Raw genomic sequence first — 23,597 nt, 5'->3', positions numbered from 1 at the left:
AACTACTTTTTTCCCGGAGTTCCTCCCTGTAACTCATGTTCTTTGGCTGCCAATAAATAAATGAGTGACGCACTTCCGTCCATGGTGGGCTCATTTGTACTATAATCACCATAATCGTCGTGGTAGACTGCTAAGTCGGATTGGAACGCTTCGTATTCATCCGGGTCTACCAATTCAATACCGATTAGGTTATTGAATATGTTGCTATATACCGGGCCATCTACCAGTCCGCCATCGATAGGGAAATTTTTTAAGTGAGTAAATGCCGAGTGTGGATCTGTTGGACTATCGCCATTGCGGGGTAAACCATATACCATACTTGTTCCCCAGGGATTGCATCCGAATAGCCAGTCGATATTTGACTGTTCAAGTTCTGTATAAGATTCGTCATCTGTCAAGTTTCGATACCATAAACATTGGATAGCAAAAGAAACCGTTAAGTTATTACTGCACCATATAAAAGGGACTCCTCGAAAAAAAGCGTTTTGTTTTGCTCTCGTCCAAACTTTCTCGATACCTTGCCGATAGTAGGAAATTAGCTCTTCCCGATCTTTTCCATTCAATTGTTTTGCCAGTTCATAATGGCCTAGATTGATAAATGGATACCATTGGTAATGTGAGGCTGTGTCGGTTTCAAGCCATGGCGTTATTTTCTCTTGCCTCGCGTATTGTAGCGCTTCGTTCTTAAATTTAATATCACCTGTTACTTGTAAATTACTTGCCGCAGCTAATTCCATATCATCTACCCAATTGTCTTCGGCATAAATATAGGGTGATTTTACAGAAACGGTCTGTGTTACTCCCGGCTTTATTTTTGCGAAATCATATGCGCTTTCGGCTTTATTTCTTAATTTATAAGCGTAGCTTTCATCTACATGTGTAAATAATAAACTGCCGAGATTGAAAGCACTCGTAAATTTAGCAGCCGTCGAGCTGGTGCCGGTTGTATTGTTTAGAAATTTTCCTCTTTGTTGGGCTTGTCCATCAATGAAATAAACGGGTCGCTCATAGCCACGGCCGTAAAAAGGATCTTCAGCCGGCATCCGCATACCGGCATGGTCGCGATCATCTGCAATTTGGTTGAACATGAGATGTGGTTCGGGATGCATTTTGAGCAACCAATCTAATCCCCATTTTGCTTCATCCAATACATCCGCAATGCCATTGGGACCGCTGAGCCCGTTCGCTCGTTTTTCATCGATAAAAACACCCGGAAAATCCCGATATGCAGCTAACAAGTGATAGATCGCATTAGCTGACGTAGTGGAGTATTGTAGGTAGTCTGACGCGTCGTGCCAGCCCCCTCCAACATCAATCTTCGTGCTATCAGGTAGACCCGCTTTGGCGGCATATAAGGTAAAGCCGTCATGTGTGTGGCAACTGTCTTTTAGAAATGGATTGAATAGCGTCCGCTGCTGACGCATATAGCGAAGCACAAAATCAGCCGTTCCTTTATATACATCGGGCGCTACCCGAAAGACCGGTGACTTTCCTGAACCTGCTACAATGTAAAAGCTTCCCGTATCCGCAAAGTTAGAGAAGTTTAGCCGATAGCTCTGCTTAAATGGACCGTATGCGCCATAGTCTCTGCCTACATCGGATGTGAATACGCTTCGTTTACTGCGGGCGTCTATCAAACTAAAAGAATCAATACTTTCTTGATTTAAAGAGCCCCAAACGGCTACTTTTATACTTTCTGGACTATATCCCAATTGATTGATGCGAATCACGGTATGCTGATTTTGCCGTATTTTTTTTGATGCGCAAGCAAAGCAAAAGCCAAAGATGGCGCAATAAAAGATAAGCTTTTTCATCTTCTAACGCTTAATTTTACAATTTTTCCGTCCATTGTACTGACTACGATATGTTTTTTGTCTAACGGCAACAAAGGATTTATCAAACAATTGGAAATTTTATGCTGCCAAATAAGTTTTCCATCTTGGCGTTTAATGGCCGTTAACAATCCGGAGTTGCTTGGAACCCAGACGATATTATTCGACTCCTCAATAGCTGTAGGGGCCAACTCGTAAGGTAATTGAAGGGACGATTGCCAAACGATTCGCAAATCATGAGCCTTTGTCGATACACCGATGAGCTGCCCGTCCATTGTCTTGGCATATACCATTGAACGATCTGCCGAAAGTCCAATGCTTTCACGGACACGGTAATTATCCATTTTTTTTCTCCAGATTACTGTTCCCTTAGTTGCGTCGAGCGCTGTCATATAACGATCGGGAGCGACAATAAAGATGCGGTTATTGGCGCCTACAGGATAGCAGGCAGCTGGCGACAGCATTCTGTTTGAGGCTCCATTGCTCCAATGCCAGCACGTTTTTCCCGTTTTTAGATCCAATGCATAAAACTCATTTCCCCAAGTGCCGAAATAAATTTTGTTTTGATAAATCAGCGGTTTAGCAGATATATAGCCTTTTAATCCTTCAAATGACCACTTTATTTTACCCGAGCGGATATTGATGGCTCTGAAAGTGCCGTCCGACCCACCGATATAAGCAATGCCTTTGTGGACCACGGGAGATCCTAGCACGGCTTTACCTGTTTTGATTTTCCATTTTTGCACCCCGTTTCGTAAGTCGATACCGTAAATATAACTGTCGGATGAGGCAGCAATTACCATGTCTTTCCAAATGGTCGGTGTGGCGTATATTTTTCCCTGCGTTTGAAAAGACCAGAGCTTCTTTCCACTGTTTACGTCTAAGGCATATATTTCGCCAGATGTATTCCCGGTAATCAGCTTTTTTTTAGCCAAGGCAAGCCCTGAGCCTATATCGCTCCGGTCTTGGAAACCCCATACTTCCTGTATCTGTTTAAATTTCTCATTCACAGCATAGGAAGGTCGAGGATATACATCAATGTCCCTTTCAAAGTGGTGGTTTTTCAAGAGGATAGTTAACCAGGGTGATTGAGTAAGACTGTCTGGATTTCGTTCTTGGTAAATAGCTTTGCCGGATGATATGCGTACTATATTATAACCACCGGTGCTTCTTTTTGCCCGTAGGTTCGAACGTCCCATTACACCTGGAATACCTTCGAAATCATAAGCTTTATTGACGTGGCCGTGCCCACAAAGAAAAAGTTGTACATTATGTTTTTTGATACGGTCTATCGCCTCGTACCAGTTATTGAGGGAAGAATCCTGTGGATAATGATTGACGTAGATCAGTGGTAAATCGTCATTCAGTTTTAATACGGAATCTAGCCAGACTAGGTTTTCTCTAGGTATCTGCCCGGGTCCCATGCGCATATTTGGTCCCGAATTGGTGCCGGCAAATCGATAACCTCCATGGGTGAAATAAAAGGTTTCTGAACCGAAAACCTGCCTGAAGCTATTGCCGCCACTTTCTGACCAGTTCGCATCGTGATTGCCGGGAACAACGTAATAAGGAATATCTATGCTGTCCAGTATCTGTTTGGCAAGCTTAAGTTCATGATCCGCTCCGAATTCGGTAATATCACCCGAAACAATTACAAATTTTAAGTCTTTATTTTTATTGATATCTGCAACAGTTTTTCTTAAATCTTCCGCACCGGTTTCGCTCCCAACATGTGTGTCGGTAACATGTGCAAAATGAAAATCCTGTGCATAGGTCTTTTCAACAAAAAGGAGTAAAAGAAGGATGAGTATTTTTTTCATCACTTATAGTTGTTTTTGCACCCGGATGACGTCATCGGGTATGATGAGCGATTAATACAGGGGCTATTCGAAATCCGGATATAGCAGATATTTCTTTCTCATTTTTTTATAGATTTCAAGCTCCGGTTTCCAGCTTTCCTTGATCTCATCTTCCGTCATACCGGCCTTAATTTGTTGTATGAGTTTATCATTGCCTGCCAGTTTATTGAAGAATTCGGGGCGAGCGAAAAATTGGTCAGCAATACCTGCTTTTTTAAATAGCTTGTAAAAATCCAATACGTATTTAAGCGTAAAAGTTGAACTTTTGGGGTCTATATCGCGCAAATCAAGTCCATAGCATGTTTTATCCTGCTGTTCAACGTGGGCACTCATACCAGGCTTGGAGCCCGGAGTGAAAGTGAATTTGCCGAAGGAAGGATCCGGGTAACCCAATACCTGAAAGGGCCAATCTGTGCCTCTTCCTACACTCACGTCTGTAGCCTCAAAGAGGCAAAGAGACATATACAAACGAACCGAGACATCGTTCGGTAGACTGGGGGAGGGGATTATGGGTAATGAGTAAGGTGTTTTATGATCCCAGTTTTTCAAGGATATAACGGTCAAATCGCATTTTTTTCCTTTGTCCAACCATCCTTCGCCATTGATCATTTGAGCCAATTCACCGATCGTCAAGCCATGAATCATTGCTATTTTGTGAAAACTGATATTAGACTTAAATTTATCATCCTTTCTTACCGGGCCGTCTACTTGATCTCCATTTGGATTTGGACGATCCAAAATGATTATTTTCTTTCCATGGTTTGCACACAATTGCATAACCTGATGCATAGATGCAATATAGGTATAGAACCGAGCCCCCACATCTTGTAGATCGAATAACATGATATCGATGGAGTTAACGATGGAGTCAGCTTTTTTGTTTTTTCCGTATAAACTGTATAATGGCAAACCTGTTTTTTCGTCTACCTCATTGGAGACCTTCTCACCACGTTCAATACTGCCCCTAAAACCATGTTCCGGTGCAAATGCAAATCGAAGATCGATCTTGTTTTCTAATAGCACATCTACCAGATGCTTTTTATCCGGCCCAACCACTGAGGTTTGATTGCCCATTAGTCCGACTTTTTTTCCTTTTAGCAATGGTAAATAAGCTCCAAGCTGATCAGCGCCGGTAAGAATTTCATCCTTCGTAATGGCTTGGCGACTTTCTTTTTGTCTAGTATCCCGCTTGCCTTGCGAACCTTGCGTGCAAGATGCATGTAAAAGAGCGAGGAAGGAGAATATAAAGGGGAGAAGTTGTATGCGTTTCATAGACGTTTTTCTTAATTAAGGACTGTTTATGGTATTTCGGCAAAAGATATAAATATTTTATCTTTTGCCGAAATGGTGCCTATATAAATGGAATCGGCTTAACGATTACCAGCCGGGATTTTGTTTAAGCTCTACACCTTGATCTGCGTATAGTTTAATTTGATCCAATGGAATGGGATCGAGATAAACCTTGTCATTGTTGAACGCTCGATAAGCTTGTCTTGCCGCAGGTATTATATAACCTTCTTCAGCACCATTCTCAATAACCACATTTGAGAGGTTCGCATAATCCGTTTTGCGGATCCAAGCACCTCTATTGATGTCCGGTCTGTTGAAATTATCTGTATATTCGAGTTTTTTCCAGCGCCTTAAATCGCTTAACCTAAAGCCTTCCATTGCCAGCTCTATGCGTCTCTCTCTCCTTATTTCCCATAATATGCCACTGACCTGTGGATCTCGTTTGGGATCATCATACACGATACCATTTACTGCAGGAGAATTTCCTATAACCTGCAAGTGTGGAAGATTAATGCCTGGTCTGTCCCGAAGTACGTTAATTGAAATGTCTAAATCGTTTTGAGTCAGCGAACCTAGTTCAGCAGATGCTTCAACATAATTCATCAAAACCTCGCCATATCGTATAACAGGAGCATCTGTAATATTTGAACTAGAGAGGCCTTCGTTTGCGTCCTTTAGCGACTCGTTTAAAAACTTGTGAACTATGTAGCCAGACGTAGAATAGTTTGCATATTTCAATGCGGGATCGCCGTTTAGTCGAATTTGTGTGGCAAAGGTTTCGTTGATTCTCGGATCCCGATCGGCCATGACATTTTGAATGGTCTGATCACCTTTATACTTAGAAGACTGTGTTATAGGTAGACCGTCATTCATCAGATAACTTTCAATCAAATCCTTTGAAACGCCCGTTTGAGATTCTCTGTTAACATAACTCATCAAACTATGGGTTATCTGAGCTTTATCATATTGACGGTAAAGTATAATTTCGGGATTTCCTGCCAAACTTACCGAACTAAACAAATTACGGTAATTTGTATTAACGGAGTATCTTCCGCTATTAATAAGCTCATAGGCAGCCCATTTTGACGCTTCTAAATATTCGGCCGCTTTAGACTGATCAATGTTGTGATATTTGAGAAAAGTGCCTTCGAATAAAAACACCCTCGACATAAAAGCCAAAACTACGTCTTTATTTACTATTAAGCCTTTTTCTCCCGTACTTCCATCTTCGGTTCGCACATGTTCAGCCGCAAACTTAAAATCGGCTAAAACGTTATCCATTACTAACACTCTGGAATCTCTGGGTTTATAGAGTTCAGCTGCATTTTCATCCAACGGCTGATCATACCAGGGCACATCGCCAAATGCTTTGACCAAGTTAGCGTATTCCAGTCCACGGAAAAATCGACCCACACCCGTCCAATGATTTATTGCTTCCTCAGGCATTGGAACTCGTTTTATACGATCAATCAGAATATTTGCTTTTCTCACGTTGACAAAAGACCAACCACCACCACTAGGTGGCACTACTGAGGTAAATGTGGCCGGATTAGTCGGTGCAAAATCGTCATTTAATGATTGACCCGAGAAATATCCTCCCCAGCTTAAATCGAAACCACTTGCGTATCCTTTAAAATATAAAGGATAAAAGCCCCAAGTGAATAGTCTTACATTACTTTCACTTGTCCAGAAAGTTTCGTCTGTAGCTGTGTCAAGGGGAAGCTTTTCTAAAAAGTCTTTTTTGCAACTTCCCAGGGTTAGGAGAAATAAAATAAAATATAAGTGCTTTTTCATGTCTTTTCGATTATAATGTGACTTGTAGCCCAAAAGAAATTGTCCGACGATAGGGATATACCCGGCCGAATGAAGTTTGATCGGTTTGCTCGTCGGTATAATCAACTTCGGGATCGATAGGCATTCCTACATTAGAAAACTCAAATAAATTTTCGCCGCTAAAGTAAATTCTTACATTTTGCAGCTTGATTTTTTGTACTAAGCTTTTGGGTAAAGTATACCCGAAGGTTATATTCTTCATTCTAAGATAAGAAAGGTCTAGCAGGTATTTGGTTTGTGTGCGGAAATTGAATGAATTATTGCTTTGTTGTGTGTTCACAATCCGAGGATAGAAGGCGTCCGTGTTTTCAGGGGTCCAGTAATCAGTTTGGTGAGCATAGAAGGCTTCTATGCGATAGCCTGGTATGAATAATGGACCCGAAGCCCAGAAATCACGTTTGCCAACTCCCTGAAAGAAAGCATCAAAATCGAAACCTTTCCAGTTAGCACCAATGCGAAACCCATATTGGTACCTGGGAGTGGTATTACCGATTACTTTCAAATCACCATGATCGTCTAGCGTGGATGAGCCAAAGTCAATTTTGCCGTCACCATTTAAATCTTTATATTTTATATCGCCAGGCCCAAATTGGAACCAAGACGTGGCATTATCTTCGACACTATTTAAGGGACCTTGTGTAGGAATTCCTTCCTTTAATACCCATTTTCCGTTTTCGTCTTGACCGTTAAAGTCGCCTTCATTAAAATAACGATCGGTTTCTAAGCCCCAAATTTCGCCAATAGTTTTTCCTTGATAGTTCGAGTTTATCCCATTTGTGGTGTTGGCAAATTTGGTAATTTTCTCCTGAAAATCGGATAAATTTCCGCTTAAATTTAATTGTAAACCATTGCTGAACGTATGACTCCAGTCAATAGCCAGCTCCCAGCCAGTTGTTTGGAGTTCACCATAGTTCCGTCGAGGTGCGCCCGCTCCCAGTGTACTTGGAACCGTGATACCAGCGCTTAACATGTCACTGGTTGTCCGCTTGTACCAATCGAAAGAGAATCCGAGACTATTATCAAAAAAGCGTGAATCGATACCAAAATCCATCGTAGTAACAGTTTCCCATGTGAGAGTTTGTGATACAAGGGATGGGGTGCCTACTGTTAACATATTTTGATCTCCCATCCACCATCCTGAAGTAGCAGGGGTCATTAAAGGTAAGAAGGGGTAAAATGAACTGGGATCACTGCTTCTTACAACAGCTTGGTTGCCGATTGACCCATAAGATCCACGAAGTTTTAAGAACGTGAAATAAGGCGCAAGTGGCTTGAAAAATTCCTCTTCTGAAAGTACGTATCCTGCCGATAAAGAGGGGAAAAAGCCGTATTGATCATTTAGCGGAAACCGGGAAGATCCGTCGTATCTTCCATTTAATTCCAAAAGATATTTGTCTTTATAGGCATAGTTAATTCGACCAAACACACCTAAGGTTGACCAATGACGATTGACTCCATTGGCAAATTGATCGCCCGTTGCGTATCCGAGTTCAGGTAAATTAGGATCCACTATTCCCATTCGTTTTGACAGTTGTTCCTGCTCTTTGAATGACTCCACGTCACCACCGACTATAAATTTGAAATTGTGATCATTTATTTGCTTGTTGTAGGTTGCGAATAGCTTTCCAGTATTCATATTGTTCCAGTTAGCGTTGTACTGGACATAATCGTAAGCGGGCGACTGGTAGTTTTCCAAATAGTTAAGCGTTCCGGACCAGAAATCTATTGCTGATGTACCACCACCGATATACTTTAGATGTTGGTTAGTAGAGGAGTATGTGTAGTCGAAATCAATGGTAAAGCCTTCAAAAGGGTGTAATGTTAAGCCTGCTGAAATTCTCGCAAATTGTTCTTTGTCTTCATTCATTTGCCCCTGCTCTGTTTCCGTTAAAGCACTTCTAAATGGTTTACCTTCATAAGTTCCATAAGGATACGTAGCTGGCCATCTATACAAATAATACCAAGGGCCATAGGTTGCGGAAGAAAAGCTGAAGGGGGTTTCGATATTTGTACTGGTGAATAATACCTTTCCTCTTGCGTCTACCCAATCATTGATTTTTGAGTTTACCCCCACTGAAAAATTGTATCTGTCAAATTTATCTGGTTTAACTTTCAAAACCCCATCTTGGTTTTGGTAGCCTAAATTTAGGTTATAACTAGTGTTTTCTCCGCCTCCCGTAAAGCCTATATTATGTCTTTGTTGAGGTGTCCAAGTTTTCATATATCGCTCATTAACATCCCACGGACGGTAAAAGAATAGTTTATTGTCCCGAACTTCGAAGTCCCTTCCCATTACCATTTCGTCATCAAGACCTTTTCCATCCCCGTACGCGCTGACCCAATCCCTGATTTTCTGTATGCCCAATTCATCGTAGGACATACCAAGAACGGTAAATTGATTGATATTTGGGTTGTTTGCCTGTCGACGCATGGCCTGTAAGACCATTTCCGCTCCTTCCACAGCTCCCGCGATCTCGGGTGTTTGCGTAGGGGTTTGCCAACCGAAATTGTTGTTGTAAGTTATACGGTTCGGTGTGTTCTTTTTTCCCGATTTCGTGGTTATTAAAATTACACCCCATGCACCTCTAGCTCCATAAATAGAAGCGGAAGCAGCGTCTTTCAATACAGATATATTCTCAATATCTTCCGGATTGACCATCTGTAAGTTTTGAACCTCCACATTGTCCACTAGAATCAATGGTTGGGCGCCTTCTCCGTTCAGCGATCCTGAAAGTCCCCGCAAGCGTATTTTCGGATTTCTTCCGAGATCACCGCTCGCAGTTGTTACAGTTAAGCCTGGTGCCGCGCCCTGAAGAGCCCGACCGACATCCGAAACTGGACGTTGACCAATTGTTTTCTCAACGTCAATGGTTGATACAGCTCCCGTCAAGTTGGCACGTTTTTGGGTTCCGTATCCTACTACGACGACTTCATCCAAGGAGGTTTCGCCCGATTGGAAGACCACATCAATTAAGCTGCCATCACCAACCGCGATCTCTTGAGGGGTGAACCCGATATAAGAGAATATTAGGGTTTGCCCTTTTGAAACACTGATAGCATAGCGGCCATTTTCATCCGTTTTAGTCCCTTGGTTAGTCTCTTTAATAAGAACAGACACACCAGGAAGCGGTAGTTTGTCGACCTTCGACGTGACCTTTCCCGTGATGGTTTTTTCCTGTGCCAAGAGGAGGGCTGGCACAAAGAATAGCCCTACGAAAAATAAAAGTAGTTTTCGTTTCATTTTGGTTGCTTTTAATGGTCAATTATGTTGATTATTTGAGTTTTTTCAAGCTATACTGGTTTGGTTTACACATTATTTCAATCTTCCGATTCAGCTTAATTGGTTCTGCTAAGGAGTAATAAGTTCGTCCTCCCTTTTGGTTAACATTACAAGATTACAAAATAAAAATAACATATGCAACATTATGCGTATTCTTTAATAGTTTTTACATAAAAGTGCATTTATATATGTGTTTTATGCAATAATGAGCTTTTTTTATTTTGTTTATGTGTCTTTTAGGTTATTGAAGTGTTAACATTTGCGGATTTGTGCATTATTTTGGAATAGACAGAATAGAGAGGTTCCAAAAAGCTTTTCAATAATAGAAGACAGGAAGCATATCAACAAAAAAGGGCATGCTATTGCATGCCCTTTATCATTATTTGAAACAACCTATGGTTGATCCCACCAAACCGGTTCGTTTAGATAAGTGGGGCTTTCCGCATTTGGATTTGCTTTTCTTACTTGCTCAATGTTAAAGTTGATCTCATAACTTGGCACGGCAAATCGTCGCGGCCAGTCAGTAGGACTAGGGTAGGCTTCTATAAACACATGGGAAGGTCTTTTGAAGCCTTTATAGATACCAACTGTTTCGTTATAACTTCCTGATGCATCTGTACAATAATTCATTCGTCTCAAATCACACCATACCTCCGGAGAGTAAGACAAGGCAATATATTTTTGAATCATAATGTGGCTCATGGTAAGGTCGCCGGCATTTTGGATAACTGATGAACTACTTAAAAATTGTTCAATAACTGTTGGCGTAATTCCCATGATTGACATATGGGAACGAATACCTGCTTTGTAAGCCGTAAGGGCTTCCGCCGATTGGCCTAGCCGAAGTCGTACTTCGGCTTCAATGAAACGCATTTCAGCATTAGTCAAAAGAAGCCCTTTACCTCCTCGTTGGGTATACCATGAACCGGTTGACAGTATACGTTGTCCCGCCTGCGGCTTAGCAGGATCCATCCGAAGTTGAACGTATACTGAATCTTTGTTGGAAAACCTGTCACTTGATGCGGAGTAATTATAGCTCGAAGGACCGGCTTTTGGCAGATCAGATGACATGTCGACGAATTGAGTACGTACTAATTGGCCTTCTCGATTTTCCATTCGAGGGATGAGCAGATCCATTCGCGGATCCTCCATGTTATTGTTGCCTGTAGGTGCTCCTGTATAGTTATTTGAAAGATAGTCATAGTAAAGCTTTGTTATGCGGCCGGTAGAACCAATATTTACATATTGTAAAGCTGCTTTGCTATTGTCTGCAACACCCTCTTCGTCTACATACTGCATAATAGAACTCTGCTCATCCGACTGGGGAGCGGAGGCTAAAGCATCTAGAACTGCTTGCGGATTGTAGTCCGCTTTTTTTGTGAGGTGGTTTAAAAAGCGAGCTTTCAAGCCATAAGCTAAGCGAATCCAATTCTCCACTTTGCCGCCATTTAATATATCTCCTTCGGCTAAATCAGGAGCCGTAATTTCCTGCGATTTTTGAAGATCTGCTATCGCTTCGTCTAGCAGAGCGATTACTTTCCCTTGCACATAGGCACCATCATCAAACCTCGGGGTTAAATTGCCTGGTATGTCGAATTCATCATAGGGTAACATGCCGTAAAAATCGGCTAAGTATCCAAAGCCCCAAGCTTTCATGATTTTGGCGGCACCTATATAATGATAAGCGCCTACTTTCTCTGATGCTTCAATGAGCGGTTGTATATTTACCGCTGTGTTTACGTACCACGATTGCCAAGGCCAATTAGCACTGGAGACGTTCGAGTACCATCTCGTCAGATTCCAGTTATTGTTGTTTGCGTAGGTAACAGCCAGCTGCTGTGCTAAAAATGCAACCCGTGTACCGGCGCTCTCGTAACCATCAGCGAATTGTGCAATGATGGGTGGTAACCGTTGTTCCGGAGCGGGTACGGTGGAATTAGGGCTACTTGGATTTTCATTTATATCCAACCATTTCTTACAGGAGGTAAAAACGATTGACAAAAGCAGAATATATACAGACTTTTTCATTTTTTTTGATTTTAAAATCTTACGTTCAAACCGAGTGCAAATCCCGCGGTGGCAGGAACTCCGGCATAATCAATTCCTACCGAGCCCGAGCCTACCACTCCTGCGCCTGCAGCGCTTGTTTCCGGGTCCATACCTGAATAATTGGTAAATAATAAGAGATTCGTTCCTGTAGCTGTAATTGTTGCACCTTTTATCCATGATGCTTTTTTCAAAAGGGTTGCAGGTAAAGAATATGCCAGCGCAATAGAGCGGAGACGAAGCCAGTTCACGTTTTCTATGAAAAAGGGTACGTTATTGGCATAAATGTCGCGGTAATATTTTTCGTTTGCAACAACTTCGCGCGTTACGGCTTCATATTGCCCGGTTTGCGGATTTAGCGATTGACCGGTAAAAGTGACCGTATTACCACGATTTTCGGTCAGTTTGCTCATGCCGTTTACTGTTAATAAGTACTCGGTAGCATTGTAAATGTCCCCACCTCTACGGAAATCAAATAGGAAAGAGAAGCTCCAGTTTCTGAAGGTAAAACTATTATTAAAACCTCCAATAAAATCGGGTTCACGATTGCCGATATATGTAGTGGTAGAATTACTAGTTAGTGGATATCCTGTGTTCCAGTCGAGTAATAGGTTGCCGTTAGCGTCTGTTTGCCATTTAGAACCACTTATCCCCATGAAATCACCATTTCCGAAAGAAGCCGCTTTGCCGTTTCCTACCTGTACATCAGTTACATATAAAATAGGTAGCGAACCGGGTAGTTCTTTTACAACACCATTGTTGTGTGAGAAGTTAATGGTAGCATCCCATTTGAAGTTTTCTCGCTTTATTGGTGTAGCGTTTAACGTGATTTCGATCCCCTTATTTTCTAAAATACCGGTATTCACTGAACTTAAGATATACCCGGTTGCATTACTCACACGCGGCGTTAAGATCTGATCAACACTTTTGTTTTTATAATACGTGAAGTCGAAGCCGAGTCGATCGCCCAGAAATCGTAAATCTGTCCCAAATTCGACCGACTTGGTTGTTTCTGGTTTTAACAAATCGTTTCCTCGAGACCAATAATTTCTATAACCACCTCCTATTGTTAATTCAGGTCCGAAGAGATACGTTGCGGTTTGATAAGCAGCAGCGTCTTTGCCCACTTGTGCATAAGAAGCACGTACTTTTCCAAAAGATAAAAAACGATTTTGTGGGAGTAGCTCTGTGAAAACAAAGCTTCCACTTATAGCAGGATAAAAGAATGATCTGTTTTGTAAAGGAAGAGTTGATGACCAATCGTTCCTGCCTGTGAAGCCCAAATAAACCATATTCTTATAAGACAGCCTGAAATCACCATAAACACCAACCAATCGCTTTCGATTGATACTTTGAGTATAATATTTGTTTTCGTTGGAAGCGTTATTGATATCCACGAAGCTTGGAATTTCGAATTGTTCCGCTCTCCTTGAATTGGAGGTAAGCTTGGTGTCTTCTGTAGTCGTTCCTAAAACCAAACTCGCGTCCCAATTCTCAAAAAACGTTCTATGAAAATTCAACATTAAATTTGAGTTGATGTAATTATAAGCCCGATCTGTTTCCGACAGCATCCCGTCTTGCCAAGCAAGTTTTACACTAGATCCGGGAGCAATAAGGCTTCTAAAGTTAGTAGTGTAATTGTCAATCCCCAATCGATAAGTTGCGTCGAACCAGTCAGTGATTTTAACCTGTGTATAGGCAGTGGCAATAAGACGGTTGTTACGGTCATTTTGTGGATTCTTATTGATAATCCAATATGGGTTGTCCGTGTTATCTTCAAGCTTCACGTCAGGAAGAAGCAATTTATTAGAGCCATCCGGATTTATCCAGTCTTTCATGTTGGCATTTAATGGCCATGATAGCACACTTTCCATATACCCACCACCACTGGATCCCCAAAGACCACTCCCCGTAAGCGTTTTCTGTGACTTACTTACGGCGTAAGAGGCGTTAATACCAAAAGTGAAAATGCCTAACTTTTGTTCGCCATTAAAACGTACGGTAGAACGCTTGAAGTTGGTAGTTGGAACAACCCCTGATTGGTCTAAATTAGAAGCGGAAAGAAAGAAATTTCCTTTAGCGCTGCCTCCGGAAACATTAAAGCTGTTATCATACGCTCTAGCCGTTTCGAAGAAATTGCCAAGATTATCATAGATTGTTTCACCGGTTGTAAACTTATCGCCCCAAGACAAGGCCGTTTGGTCTGAAAATTCACCGCTATAATACGAACCCTGTTTGTACAGTTTTTGCTGCTCGGGTAAACGATTAACCCAGTTCGTCATAAATCGTGAAGTGACGGAAGCGGTAGTAGAACCTTCTTGTCCTTTTTTTGTCGTGATGATGATGGCGCCTGCCGCAGCTCTTAATCCATACAGTGCCGCTGCGGCCGGACCTTTTAATACAGAGATAGATTCAATATCTTCCGGATTGATGTCCATTGCCCGATTACTATTTGTAGTTGAGATATTTACAGATCCATCAAATGCACTATTGTCTCCCTGTCCTGTCGAATTGTCCATAGGCATTCCATCAATAACAAATAATGGCTGATTATCCCGTTCTAGCGAAGTTCCGCCTCTTAATACAATGGATGAGGAAGCTCCGGGTGCTCCGCTTGAATTGGTGATGTTCACACCAGCAATTTTACCGTTGAGTGAGTTTATGATGTTGGGATCTTTATTTTTAAGCAACTCTTCGGATTTGATGTCTTGTGCGGCATAACCTAAACTTCGGACTTCACGTTTGATTCCCATAGCCGTCACAACCACTTCATTAAGATCAGAACTGGTTGATTGTAGCGATACACTGATTACATTGCTTGTGCCTACTGCTGTCTCCTGTGCTTGGAAACCGATATAAGTGAAATGCAAAATTTGACCCAAACTTGTTTCAATACTATATAATCCTTCACTATTCGTTTGAGTTCTCGTGCTCGTACCTTTTACGCTCACAGTAACCCCTGGAAGTGGTTGCCCTTGAGAGTCTGTTACCTTTCCGGTAATGGTTTTTTGTTGCGCCAGTAGGTGGGCAGAAACAAAAAACAATCCCAGCATAAAGAGGAGTAGTTTTCTTTTCATGTTTTGATAATTAGTGGTCGATATATGGATTAATAATAATCTAGTTACCGGTAAATAGTGCACTTACGAAGCAAGTCCCAGCTTGCACGCTATATCTCTATTATTCCCTTACAGTTTATTGGTTTTATAAATGTTGCGGATGAAAGCCGTTTTCAGTACAAGAATATTGAGAATTTCTATGTAATGCAAATTTATGCGTTATTTTTTTTATTACTTATATAAAAGCGCAAAAAAAGAGCATGTATGATTCGGTTGTTTGCAAATAGCTACTACTTTATAAGTACTTTGTAAAGTAAAGCGGTATTTAGTGCGTTGGGATGTATGGAATAGGTGACAAAAAATAAGGTGCCCATTACCATGGGCACTTTATTCTAAAATGCTGGGTCTGCGGGGGTATTAGCGTTGTTGTCCCGTTCAACAAACGGATAGGGAAAGAAGTTTCTTTTCATTTCTGTTTGTGGACGGTTAAACCTTCTCATATCTTCCAATTTTAAACCTGACATAAAAAGCTCGATACATCGATGCTTATAGATTAGTGTCAAGAGCTCTTCTTCACTATAAGGGCCTGTTAAGCCAGGCATCGCGGCGCCAAGTCCATAAACATCATCGTTTGGCCTTTTTGTGATCACCTTGTTTAGCTCTATCAAAGCTAAATCAAGCCTAGAAGTCCGGGCATAGGCTTCGGCCTTAATCAAAAGCATTTCGCCCGGTAAATAGACCGGTATTGGTGATTCATTGGTGAACCAAAATCCTTTAATGCGTACAGCCGGCGGTGCGGGATTGGCGTTTTCAATATAAAATAATACGCGCTGATCGTTGGGATCTGGATAGAGAGCCTCCGGTAGCCCTAAATGTTCGTCCTTTGGTTGAAAGACATTGTTTGTGGACGTAGCAAATGTGTAAATCGGGTTCGGAGAAACATTGTCATAGGCAAATACCGACACCTTTTTTAGGTCCACCTGACTGGCCGCGCTCAATGCTTCTTCATAATCACCTATATACAATGAATAACGAGCTTTTAGTGCATAAAGTGTATTTTTTATATCGATACTCGCTGCGGGAATGTCCTGCAAAAATGCATTACTGATCGAGTCCGTCTCTGTGAAAAGCAAGGCGCTATCAACACTGCTAATTGCCATTCTATAACCTTCCATTCGGTCGACAAACGAAGCGTTGCGTCCCACAGTTGCCGGTACCTGTTCCCAATTCATCGCCAAGTCCCCTAATGAGAGGGCCTTCAAAACCGTTGTGTAAGCGATGATGCCACTAGCTCGATTTTTATCAGCTAACTTTCTCGCGTTTTGTATGACGAGATTGGCATCATATATGATTTTATTACTGCTTGTCCATAGACCTGCAAGCACGGTGTTCGTTCCATCTACTGTAGAACCCCCGGTGCTTAACTGCAATTCAGGAATGTTTCCTTCATTTCTAAGTAAAAGTTCGTTTGTAACGAAGCCGTTAGCTGTTACTTTATTATAGATATTGCTTGTCCTTAGGTAACTGTAAGTACGTTGCAAGCCGATACTGATATCTGTTAAAGCTTGGGATGACGATAGGGCTTCTTCGTTTAATGCTCTCGAGGGATCGATATAATCTTTGGTACACGATGAGAGTGTGAAAATTAGCGCTAATCCATATCCATAATAGAAAAGACGCATGCATATGCTGTTGTTTTTTTTCATGTCGATATTCATACTGATTAAATACTGCTATTGATGGAGTTTATAATTTTACCTGTACACCTAACGTAAACGTTCGGGGGATCGGAATAGCTCCGAAATCGATACCACGTAATATGGTGGATTGCCCACCGGCATTGACCTCTGGATCATAACCTTTGTATTTGTCAATAGAGAACAAGTTTCTACCGCTCGCACTAATAGTAAAATCCTTAAAAAACTTTACTTTACCCAAATTGTAGCTTAGTGAAATTTCTCTCAATTTGATGTAATTACCGTTGTCAATTCTCCATTCTTCGACTGCATAAACACCGGCTATATAACCTCTTGGTAGCTCACCCATTTGTTCCTGTTCTGCTATTTCGCCGCTGCCTACACCTTGTCTGGTTCGCCAATCAGCATTCCAGACATCTACACCCTGTACGGCATCAAATTGCATATGTAAGGATAGCTTCTTGTAGGTAAAATCGTTTACAAAAGTAAGTGTATAATCCGGGTTCGGATCACCTATAACTTTACGTAAAGGAGTGCCCATAGGTAAGCCGTTCGCGTCGCGTTGGGGCGTATATTCTGTTCCATTTTGGATGCCTCGTTCAATTAGCGGAATCCCTTTGTCGTTCAATAATAGACTGCCATCAGGATTTCTAGCGAAAAAGGTGCCGTAAAAGACACCGATAGGTTGACCGTCAATAATGGCTACAGGTGCTCCGGGGTTAGTGCTGAATAACCGTAGGCCGCCAACATCCAGTGCTTTGTTTCGGTTCCGGTTGTAAATGACAGAAGTATTCCATTCAAAGTTGGTGTTTTTAATGGGCGCGCCATTCAGTACCAATTCGATCCCTCGATTTTGTAAGGAACCAACATTATCGAGAAAACTTGAAAATCCGGTGGTCGGAGCTTCCACTCGGGATATTAATAAATCCGTCACCTTTTTGTTGTACCAGTTAAAGCTAGCACCCAATCGATTGTTAAAGAAGGATAGATCGGCACCTAATTCCAATTCAGCCTGACGCTCGGGTTTAATGTTCTCATTTGCGAGAGTGGCGCTCGAAAAGAGGGAAACCCTGCTTAAAAAAGTTTGAGAGGAATAGGCATTGTATCGGTCGTAGGCCCCAATGCCGGTTAGATTTCCTGATTGGCCGTAAGCCGCACGCAACTTGAATAAATTCCACCAATTGCTTAGCGATGTGTTTTTCCAATAATCTGCAGACGATAACACATAGCTGCCACTACCTTTTATGTATACTTGCCTGCGATTGTCCTCACCAAACACGGAAGATTCATCTACGCGGACGGCACCGGTTAAAAATAGATGATCTTTATATTTGAAATTTTGTTGAAAGTAAGCCCCGCTTACGGAGTATTCGCTTCTAATATCCATGCCGGGCAAAATTGTGCTGGCGGCGTTAACCGTTTCGATAAACGGTGCTAAACCTCGCCCATTAAGCATGTTATAGTTGGATTTTTCATATTGATAAGAAAAGCCCAATTGAGAAGTTGATGTTAGTACATCAGAAAACGTGGCGTTATAAGTCGCATTAAGTTCCTGATTGATCAAAAAAGCTGAATTGCTAGCGACACTGGCATAGCCGTTCTGAGTTGGGTTCAAGTTGCTTCCACCTCCCCAATAATCGGGATTAACGTTGTATGTATACGGTGGTATATATGTTTTTCCATTTTGTCCGGTGTGGTCCACGCCTAGGGTGTAGTCGATCGAAAGACCTTCGACGGGCGTAAGTTTTAGGTTTAAATTGCCTAAAATGCGGTTCACTTCCTGACGTTGCTTAATGTCCTCAATAACTGAAACGGGATTTACTCGACCTCTTTCTCCAACCGACTTTAAGTTTCCATCAACATCTCTTGTGAATAGATCGTGGTAGTTGGCAATAATGTTGATAGAGTTCAAAGGGGAGTAAAACGAATTTCCATCTGGTTTTTCGTCCGCTCCACTATTTATATAGTTTAATCCTGCACTAAAGGAAATCCAATCGGCTAACTTTTGATCGATGTTAGTTCGCAGACTGAACCGTCTAAAGTTTGTGTTCTTAACAATGCCTTGGTTATTAAAGTAGGAGGCTGATACATAATATTTCGTGTCGTCTTTCCCACCGGCTACAGAAAGGTTGTTGTCGGTACCGCTTGCATTTCTGAAAATGTAGTCCTGATAATCATAACGGTTAACCGGAGAAGTGGTTATAAGTGCGGTATTCAGAACGTCTTGAGTTTCCGTATCGACGGATCCGCCAAATTTGACGGATGACTGATTTACAGGGACTTTTTTTCGTAAGTTACTGTTGGAATAGCTGGAAGAAAAAGTCACCACGGGCTTACCTAGCGAACCTCTTTTGGTGAAGATTTGTACAACGCCTGCATTCGCTCTCGAACCATAGATTGCTGCAGCCGCAGCACCGTTCAGTACCTCGATTCGCTCAATATCGGCTGGGTTAATATCTACTAGTCGATTTTGACCGATCGTTCCGACAAAATTGCCGCCATCGTAACCGGTTTGCGTATTGGTTACACGGGTCGTATTATTATTGACAATAATACCATCAACAATATAAAGTGGTTCAGATGAGGAATTGACAGAGCTGATTCCTCTTAGTCGTACCGAGATTCCGCCTGCAGGGTCGCCGGAGTTCTGAGAAATCTGAGCGCCTGCCGTTTTTCCCTGCAGCGACGATAAGACATTTCCGCTTCTGCCCTTCGTAAGATCATCGCCTTTTACGGAACTGATGTAACTTCCCAATTGTTTTCGTGTCGTTCCCGCTGAGGTACCGGTGATAATGACTTCGTCTAGCCCAACAAGATCAGAAGATAAGCCGCAATTTAACAGGTTTTTGCCGGTTTTTAACGCTATTGTCTTCGTTTCACTCTTGTATCCTGTATAACTAAAAACAATAGATTGTTGACCGTTCAGATTGTCAACGTTCAAAGAATACTTACCTTCCGGATCCGTGGAAGTTCCTATAGTTGAATTTCTGATTTTGACAGAAACCCCTGCTAACGGTTGCTTGCTTGCTTCATCCACTACACGCCCAGCTATAACGGATTGCTGTGCATAAATGGCTTGGATGAAAAAAAGGTAGATAAAAAACAGTAATTTGATTGATTTGGTCATAAAATGAATCATTAAATGTTTGTGAATCGGTTGATTGGGATTGTTGCTTGCATAGTTATGTTCTTGAATTTTTATCCCGCAGTTTATTAGGTGTTACTAGCTGTATTTAAGCTTATTGGATATACAAGTATAAGAAAAAAAAATAGTTATGCAATGTTTTGCGTTTTTTTAATATTTATATGTATAAACATGCATTTAGGCTATAGAGGTACCTGATTGCCATCATTGATATCGAAGTGTTATTGGCATTCTATCTCAATGAAATGTGGAGGCGTTTTTTTTTCGTATTTTGGGAATAAGGTGTCTTTCGACTGATAAGGATGCAAAATGGATACACTAAATGGAAAAAGATATCCTGCTCTCAGAAAACTAGTCTTCGGAGATCGAATTTTTGATCCGCTGAAACAGGAACGAAACCGATAGCTTGCTGCCGATAGCTGAATCTTACCATAAAATAGTTGGTTACTGTTTTAAATTGAAACCCTGCTGATTAACATCATCGCATTATTATTTTGTGATAAAAATATATATTTACAAGTCTTAAGGAAAAAATTAACCAACATGCTAAAAGAAGAAAGACAGGCTTTTATAATGCGCGAAGTAAACCTGCACAATAAGGTTCTATCATCCGACCTCAGCGTTCAACTGAATGTATCAGAGGATACCATAAGAAGAGACTTAAATGAATTGGCTGAAAATGGGAAAGTACTAAAAGTATATGGCGGAGCCCTATCTAAGTCCTTTCAGTATCCGTTTCAGGATAACGAGGTTTATGCGCGGGAGTCAAAAAAGACAATTGCTCAAAAAGCAATAACCCTTATTCAGGATGGCATGGCCGTACTGCTGGGAGGGGGGACTACGATGTTGGAACTAGCGAGAACTTTACCCGAAAAAATGCAATGCACCTTTTTTACGATCAGCCCCCTCGTCGCTTTGGAGCTGGCAGAACGGTCAGGCGATGATGTGATATTAATAGGAGGTAAACTAGCCAGAAGCACCAATGTAACGATTGGTTCTCAAGTGATTAATCAGCTATCGGAAATCAGGGTTGATCTTTGTTTATTGGGAACTAACAGCCTATCGGTTGAAGATGGTGTTACGGATTCGGATTGGGAAGTTGTTCAAATTAAGAAAGCGATGCTCCGCTGTTCACAAAAAACAGGTATTCTAAGCATTGCTGAAAAATTGAATTCAGTACAGAAAATGAAAGTCTGCAATGTGAATGCCATCGATTACTTAGTGACCGATTTGGATCCTAAACATGAAAGCTTAAGTCGATTTTCGCAAATAGTAAAGGTAATTTAGCTATTCTAATGTTACTTTAATCCATTTTTAATCCGTTTTAGGTAGTTTAGTGTAACAAAAGTCAATGTAACGTCTTTATTTCTCACATTTTTTGAACTTGTGCAGCCATTTGACTAATATTGTTATACCAAACCAAACTAAAACAAATTGCTATGAGTACCGTTATTGCAGAGTTAATCAATAAGGAGGATATTCGGAACTATAAAATAATCGATGCACCCGAGAGCCACGTAAGTGAATTGCGTTATAAATTGCAAAGTGCTGTAAGATTAGGAAATGAATTTAAATCGAAATCGGTCATTACTTTTAATACTACCAGTGGGCCAAAAAGAGTAGAAACTACCGTATGGATGTTAACTGATAGTTATTTGCAATTGAAAAACGGAATCATGATCCCACTCAGTAGCTTATTAGACCTCGATTATTAGTACGGTTATTATATATATAAGAAGCAAATGGTCTTTCCGGTTTGTTTCTTATATATAGCTACACTAGCTAACCTGTGTTTTTTATATTCCTACCTTTATCACATAGTTTCTCAGTAAGATTGTCAATTAGTGTTAAAATTTTCTTCTTCGAAAAAAAAGAGAGAGACTTGTCGTATATTGCGACCAAATATTGGCGGTAGAAGATGGACACACACGTACTTCACAGATTTTTAGGGCTTTTTATCGGATTGTCATTATTTATAAGTGCCTGCAAAAAGGATAATCCGGACACAAATCAAGGTAATTCTACACAGACACCCACAGATGATCGCGTCGCGCTAACCAACGACTCTATTTTTCTGTATGCGAAGGAAATTTATTATTGGAATCAAAATTTGCCAACCTATGATGTTTTTAACCCAAGGCAATATACTTCCAATGCTGATAAATTAAAAAATTACGAAGCTAATTTGTTGTCAATAGCTCAATATTCCACGTCAAAATACGACATACTTACGGTCAACAATACAGACTATACAAAATTCTCTTATATCGAAGATGTATCAGGTAACAGTGGCGTCACCGCTGGCGTGAGAAACTTAACCAATAGTGTTAATTTAACAGGGCAAGGAAACGATGTCGGTATTTATGATATTGCAGCCTATGGGAGTGATACGGATTTTAAAGTGTTCATCCGCGCTGTTTATCCCGGATCTCCTGCCGCCAGAAGTGGCTTGACTAGAGGCGCTTCTATCACTAAAATTGATGGAGAAACAATCGGGGATGATTGGGATCGTGATTATAGTTACATATCGCGGTTACTGGGTGATCCTTTTTCTATTCGCTTAGAGGGACAAAAACTGAGCGGTAGCTCTTATTCCATTTCATTGAGTAAGCAGACTTATAATAGTAGCCCCGTCTATAAAGACACGGTACTCACTATCAACAATAAAAACATAGGCTATGTTGCTTATGCTCGCTTTTCGGATGAGGAAAATTCCTTTGATGTTCTTGATAATATCTTTTCGGATTTTGCAACAAAGAATGTTGAAGACTTAGTCATCGACTTACGTTACAACGGAGGCGGTTATGTTGCTACTGCCGAACATTTGGCTAATCTAATAGCCCCTAGCGGTACAACGGGGGTTATGTTTGTTGAGTATTATAATCAATTGATGCAAGAAGGGAAAGCGACTATACTCAAAAATCAACGCGTACGTAATTCTAATGGAGAAATAATAGGGACAGATACCTATGCTAGTTACAGTTATAAGCCGGAAGCAACGGGCAACACTGTTAATTTTAAAAAAGCGGGAAATCTTAGTAACGTGAAAAATATTGTTTTTCTTGTTACTAACAATACTGCTTCCGCCAGTGAGTTATTGATTAATTCGCTGCGTGGTTTAAGCTCTTTAAATATAAAGCTGGTTGGAACAACAACTTATGGAAAGCCTGTAGGATTCTTCCCGGTCCGGCTAGAGAGTGTGTATGATCTATATCTGCCAAGTTTTTCTTCAAAGAATGCAAAGGGGGAAGGGGATTATTATAATGGCTTCAAACCAGGAACCGATATACCCGGAAAGGAAATGCTTGATAATCTTGGACAGGATTTAGATAGCTTTAGTGAGTATGATTTTGGGGATCCTAAAGAGCTTTACCTGGCAGAGGCTCTGAATCAATTGGGAGTAACTGCAAGCACGACTAGTAGTGGTCCTTTAATGAATATTCGCTCCAAACAATCGAATAATACCACTCAGAACCTGATGAAAAATAAACGTTCTAGTAAAGAATTTAAAGGTATGATAGAGACGCGTGTGAGATAAAATTGTAGGAGCTCTTTGTTC

At 41.1% G+C, this 23,597-nt stretch carries 12 protein-coding genes; 3 read left to right on the top strand and 9 right to left on the bottom strand.

Annotated elements, in window-relative coordinates:
• Positions 1-2: 2 nt before the first annotated feature.
• From E0E36_RS22585 to E0E36_RS22545, 9 genes are all read right to left on the bottom strand, one after another.
• Positions 3-1,814, bottom strand: a complete 1,812-nt coding sequence (locus E0E36_RS22585; RefSeq protein ID WP_242627368.1) for a glycoside hydrolase family 9 protein — start codon at positions 1,812-1,814, stop codon at positions 3-5.
• A complete protein-coding gene (locus E0E36_RS22580; protein ID WP_130857848.1) occupies positions 1,811-3,652 on the bottom strand; it encodes an outer membrane protein assembly factor BamB family protein in 1,842 nt (613 codons plus the stop codon). Before E0E36_RS22580 ends, E0E36_RS22585 begins: the two co-directional genes overlap by 4 nt.
• A 63-nt stretch (positions 3,653-3,715) precedes the next feature.
• Entirely contained in the window at positions 3,716-4,963 is a 1,248-nt protein-coding gene (locus E0E36_RS22575) for an exo-beta-N-acetylmuramidase NamZ family protein (RefSeq protein WP_130857847.1), read from the bottom strand.
• A 105-nt stretch (positions 4,964-5,068) separates the two neighbouring features.
• The gene (locus E0E36_RS22570) at positions 5,069-6,775 is read right to left on the bottom strand and encodes a RagB/SusD family nutrient uptake outer membrane protein (protein WP_013666524.1); all 1,707 of its coding nucleotides are present in this window, start codon (positions 6,773-6,775) and stop codon (positions 5,069-5,071) included.
• A gap of 10 nt (positions 6,776-6,785) precedes the next feature.
• On the bottom strand, positions 6,786-10,055 hold the full coding sequence (locus tag E0E36_RS22565) for a SusC/RagA family TonB-linked outer membrane protein (RefSeq protein ID WP_130857846.1): 3,270 nt from the start codon (positions 10,053-10,055) through the stop codon (positions 6,786-6,788).
• Between the two features lie 432 nt (positions 10,056-10,487).
• Positions 10,488-12,122: a SusD/RagB family nutrient-binding outer membrane lipoprotein gene (locus tag E0E36_RS22560; RefSeq protein ID WP_130857845.1), complete on the bottom strand. Its 1,635-nt coding sequence runs from the start codon at positions 12,120-12,122 to the stop codon at positions 10,488-10,490.
• A gap of 11 nt (positions 12,123-12,133) precedes the next feature.
• Positions 12,134-15,217 carry a SusC/RagA family TonB-linked outer membrane protein gene (locus tag E0E36_RS22555; protein WP_130857844.1) on the bottom strand — a complete coding sequence of 1,028 codons (3,084 nt, stop codon included), beginning with the start codon at positions 15,215-15,217 and terminating at the stop codon, positions 12,134-12,136.
• 371 nt (positions 15,218-15,588) lie between these two features.
• Positions 15,589-16,902 (bottom strand): RagB/SusD family nutrient uptake outer membrane protein, encoded by a 1,314-nt coding sequence (locus E0E36_RS22550; RefSeq protein ID WP_130857843.1) that lies wholly within the window; start codon positions 16,900-16,902, stop codon positions 15,589-15,591.
• A 40-nt stretch (positions 16,903-16,942) separates the two neighbouring features.
• Positions 16,943-20,020, bottom strand: a complete 3,078-nt coding sequence (locus E0E36_RS22545) for a SusC/RagA family TonB-linked outer membrane protein (RefSeq protein ID WP_130857842.1) — start codon at positions 20,018-20,020, stop codon at positions 16,943-16,945.
• Between the two features lie 561 nt (positions 20,021-20,581).
• Here E0E36_RS22545 and E0E36_RS22540 point away from each other — a divergent pair.
• The 3 genes from E0E36_RS22540 to E0E36_RS22530 all read left to right on the top strand — a co-directional run bounded on the left by E0E36_RS22540 (position 20,582) and on the right by E0E36_RS22530 (position 23,576).
• Positions 20,582-21,325, top strand: coding sequence for a DeoR/GlpR family DNA-binding transcription regulator (locus E0E36_RS22540; protein WP_130857841.1), 744 nt, complete (start codon positions 20,582-20,584; stop codon positions 21,323-21,325).
• 152 nt (positions 21,326-21,477) lie between these two features.
• Positions 21,478-21,753 (top strand): hypothetical protein, encoded by a 276-nt coding sequence (locus tag E0E36_RS22535; RefSeq protein WP_013666531.1) that lies wholly within the window; start codon positions 21,478-21,480, stop codon positions 21,751-21,753.
• Between the two features lie 203 nt (positions 21,754-21,956).
• Complete coding sequence (locus E0E36_RS22530; RefSeq protein WP_130857840.1) at positions 21,957-23,576, top strand: S41 family peptidase; 1,620 nt, start codon at positions 21,957-21,959, stop codon at positions 23,574-23,576.
• The last annotated feature ends 21 nt before the right edge of the window (positions 23,577-23,597 follow it).

The sequence above is a fragment of the Olivibacter jilunii genome (assembly GCF_900607235.1).
Taxonomy (GTDB): Bacteria; Bacteroidota; Bacteroidia; order Sphingobacteriales; family Sphingobacteriaceae; genus Olivibacter; species Olivibacter oleidegradans.
This window is presented reverse-complemented; position numbering and strand designations above follow the sequence as displayed.